This is a genomic window from uncultured Enterococcus sp. (assembly GCF_913775425.1).
Taxonomy (GTDB): Bacteria; Bacillota; Bacilli; order Lactobacillales; family Enterococcaceae; genus Enterococcus_G.
The window spans coordinates 1-4,192 of record NZ_CAJYIS010000080.1 but is presented as its reverse complement, the minus strand read 5'-3'; the positions used below and the strand labels follow the sequence as shown (position 1 = coordinate 4,192).

The window sequence follows — 4,192 nt, the reverse complement described above, 5'->3', positions numbered from 1 at the left end:
TTTGCTTCTTCATCAATGTTTGGACGAATAATATATAAGATTTCATATTTCGAATTTTCCATTGATTTTTCACCTCCCTATGGACTTTGGCCCTTATTGCTCTAAGGGCAGAGAGAGTTGTCTGTTTGGACTACTCACAAATAAAAATTATACATCTATTCTCATGAAAAAGCAAGTTATATCTTTTTTCTTCCCCATCGTAATTAAATACGCAAAATAAAAAAATATCCCAAAAAATTAGAGCCTCACTCCAATTTTTTGGGATTACTATTATATGCAAAATATGTTTTAAACTTAAGCTTCAGAAGATTCTTCTTCGCTTGATAATTCCAATTCTTCTGGTTCTACGGTAGCCATTGTCACTACCTTTGCACCATTTTCCATTTTCATGAGACGAACACCTAACGTTGAACGTCCAGTTTGCGAAACACTCGCAACATTAAACCGAATAATGACACCTTTATTAGTGATCATTAGAATATCTTCATCGCCACTAACTGTCGCCAAACCTGTTAAAGGTCCATTTTTTTCTGTAATATTAGCCGTTTTGATTCCTTTACCACCACGACCTTTGATTGGATATTCTTGACTTGCTGTGCGTTTTCCGTATCCATTTTCCGTAATCACAAGAACTTCGCTATCTTCATGTAAAATAGCCGAACCAACTACATAGTCTTCATCTCGTAAACGAATACCTCGAACTCCAGCGGCCATTCTTCCCATATCACGCACAGCTGATTCAGCAAACGTTACAGAATAACCTAGATGTGTCCCAATGATAATTGCGTTTTGACCTTTTGTTTGTAGTACATTGACTAATTCGTCATTTTCTTTTAAGCCAATCGCAATTAATCCATTACTTCTAATGTTTGAGAATGCTGCTACTGAGGTACGTTTGACTACACCTAAACGAGTTGTGAAGAATAAGTATTCGTCTTCCATATTTTCTTGTTTCGAAACAGGTACGATCGCTTGGATACGCTCGCTAGAATCGATTCCAAGGAGATTGATAACTGGAATTCCTTTGGCTGTACGTCCGTACTCTGGAATTTCGTATCCTTTAGCTTTATAAACTTTCCCAGCATTGGTGAAATAAAGTAAAGTATCATGCGTAGAACATGAAACTAGATTTTTAACAAAGTCTTCATCATGTACGCCCATCCCTTGCACACCGCGTCCACCGCGACGTTGAGAGCGAAACTCGCTTTTTGCTAAACGTTTGATGTACCCATTATTAGTCAGCGTGATCACGATCTCTTCTTCTTCGATCAAGTCCTCATCTTCTAAAGACAATACTTCTCCCACTAATAACTCTGTACGACGTTTGTCACCAAACCGTGTCCCTAATTCATGCAACTCTTCTTTTATGATTTCTAACACGCGTTCTGGGCGTGCTAGGATGTCTTCAAGATCAGCAATCAATTTCAATAGTTCTTGGTACTCATTCTCGATTTTATCACGTTCTAAACCAGTCAAACGGCGCAAACGCATATCTAAGATTGCTTGTGCTTGGCGATCTGAAAATTCAAAACGTGCGATCAATGCTTGTTTTGCTTCGTCATCGGCTTTGGCAGCACGAATCATCGCAATGATTTCATCGATATGATCTAATGCAATCCGCAATCCTTCAAGGATATGTGCTCTCGCTTCAGCTTTTGCTTTATCAAAACGTGTCCGTCTAGTGATTACTTCTTTTTGATGCTCTAAGTAATCTTCTAAGATACGTTTTACACTCAATACTTTTGGTACACCTTTTTCGATGGCTAACATGTTAAATCCAAATGATGATTGTAAAGCTGTCATTTTGTAAATGTTGTTTAAAATAACGGACGCACTGACGTCACGACGAACCTCGATCACGATCCGCATCCCTGCACGACTTGATTCATCACGTAGTGCAGTAATTCCTTCTATTCGTTTATCACGATGTAGCTCTGAGATACGCTCAATCAATTTCGCTTTATTGACCATATAAGGTAATTCTGTGATCAGGATACGTTCTTTCCCATTTTTCATTTCGTCGATTTCCACTCGGCCTCGAACAATGATAGAACCTTTACCTGTCTCATATGCACGACGGATACCAGATTTTCCCATCACGATTCCACCTGTCGGAAAATCTGGCCCAGGCAAGACTTCCATCAATTCACTGGTTGTTACTTCTGGATTTTCCATCACTAAATCGATCGCTGCGATCACTTCATTTAGGTTATGAGGCGGAATATTTGTAGCCATTCCCACAGCAATCCCTGTTGTTCCATTGACTAAAAGATTGGGAAAACGTGCTGGTAAAACAGCTGGTTCGCGTTCTGTATCATCATAGTTACTTTGGAAATCGACAGTATCTTTATTGATATCTCTTAACATTTCAACAGCCAAACGACTCATCCGTGCTTCTGTATAACGCATTGCTGCAGCACCATCACCATCGACAGAACCAAAGTTTCCGTGACCATCTACAAGCATATAACGGTAACTAAAAGGCTGCGCCATACGTACCATAGATTCGTAGATTGCACTATCACCATGAGGATGATATTTACCCATGACATCCCCTACGATACGTGCTGATTTTTTATGCGCACGATCTGGTGTAACACCTAGTTCGTTCATTCCGTATAAAATACGACGGTGAACTGGTTTTAATCCATCACGTACATCAGGAAGTGCCCGAGCAACGATGACACTCATTGCATAGTCAATAAATGAGTCCTTCATTTCACTCGTTAAGTTCACATGTTGGATATTTTGTTTAATTTCTTCACTCAATAGGTAGTTCCTCCTCTAAGGTTAGATGTCTAAGTTTTTCACGTAATGCGCATTCTCTTCAATAAATGCACGGCGTGGTTCTACTCGGTCTCCCATTAACATTTCAAATATCTGATCCGCTTCGATTGCATCATCGACTGTTACTTGTAACATCATACGGTTTTCTGGATCCATCGTCGTTTCCCATAATTGATGGTCATCCATTTCACCTAATCCTTTGTATCGTTGCACACTTGGTTTTGGAGAAGCTGGTAGTTCAGAAACTACACGTTGTAATTCTTCTTCTGCACGTTTACCAGGTTGAACGTACGTGATATTTTTACCTTGTTTTACTCCATATAAAGGAGGCTGCGCAATATAAACATATCCTGCCTCGACGATTGGGCGCATGTAGCGATAAAATAATGTTAATAACAAAGTCCGAATGTGAGCACCGTCGACATCGGCATCTGTCATGATCACCAATTTGTGATAACGTGCTTTTGATACATCAAAATCGCCACCAAAACCTGTCCCCATTGCTGTAAATAATGAACGGATCTCTTCGTTGGCTAAAATTTTATCCATTGTTGCTTTTTCTACATTTAAGATTTTCCCGCGAATTGGTAAGATTGCTTGGAATTCTCGATCACGGCCTTGTTTAGCCGATCCTCCGGCAGAATCTCCCTCCACGATAAATAATTCACATTTTTCTGGTTCACGACTTGAACAATCTGCCAGTTTGCCTGGGAGACTACTGATTTCTAAGGCGCCTTTACGACGTGTCACTTCCCGCGCTCTTTTCGCAGCTAGACGTGCTTTAGAAGCAAGCATTCCTTTTTCTACGATTTGACGGCCAACAGTAGGATTTTCAAATAAAAACTTCGAAAAATGCTCTGAGAACAATCGATCCGTTACAGTTCGGACTTCAGAATTTCCTAATTTCGTTTTTGTTTGACCTTCAAATTGAGGATCAGGATGTTTGATCGAAATGACAGCAGTCAATCCTTCACGAACATCTTCTCCAGTCAAATTATCATCGTTTTCTTTCATCAACTTTTGTTTACGTGCATAATCATTGATGACACGAGTCAGTGCTGTTTTGAAACCCGATTCATGTGTTCCACCTTCATATGTGTGGATATTGTTGGCAAAACTTAATAGGTTTGCGTGATATCCATCCGTATACTGCATTGAAACTTCGACACTGATATCCTGTTGGTTACCTTCAAGATAGATCGGTTCTGGAAAAAGTACCGTTTTTGTAGCATTTAAATGCTCGACGTAACTTTTAATTCCACCCTCATAATGAAATTCGCGTAAAACTACTTCTTCTTCAACACGACGATCCTCAATGGAAATATGCAGACCGCGATTTAAAAAGGCTAGTTCACGAACACGAGTGGCTAATTTTTCAAAATTAAACTCTGTAGTTTCTTGGAAG

General features: G+C 39.6%; 2 protein-coding genes. Both read right to left on the bottom strand.

The features are described 5' to 3' along the window. Positions 1–294: 294 nt before the first annotated feature. Positions 295–2,769 carry a DNA gyrase subunit A gene (gene gyrA / locus QZ413_RS09390; RefSeq protein ID WP_297079590.1) on the bottom strand — a complete coding sequence of 825 codons (2,475 nt, stop codon included), beginning with the start codon at positions 2,767–2,769 and terminating at the stop codon, positions 295–297. Positions 2,770–2,790: 21 nt separating this feature from the next. After that, positions 2,791–4,192, bottom strand: a 1,402-nt coding sequence (locus QZ413_RS09385; RefSeq protein WP_297079588.1) for a DNA gyrase subunit B, incomplete at its 5' end; no start/stop codon positions are given.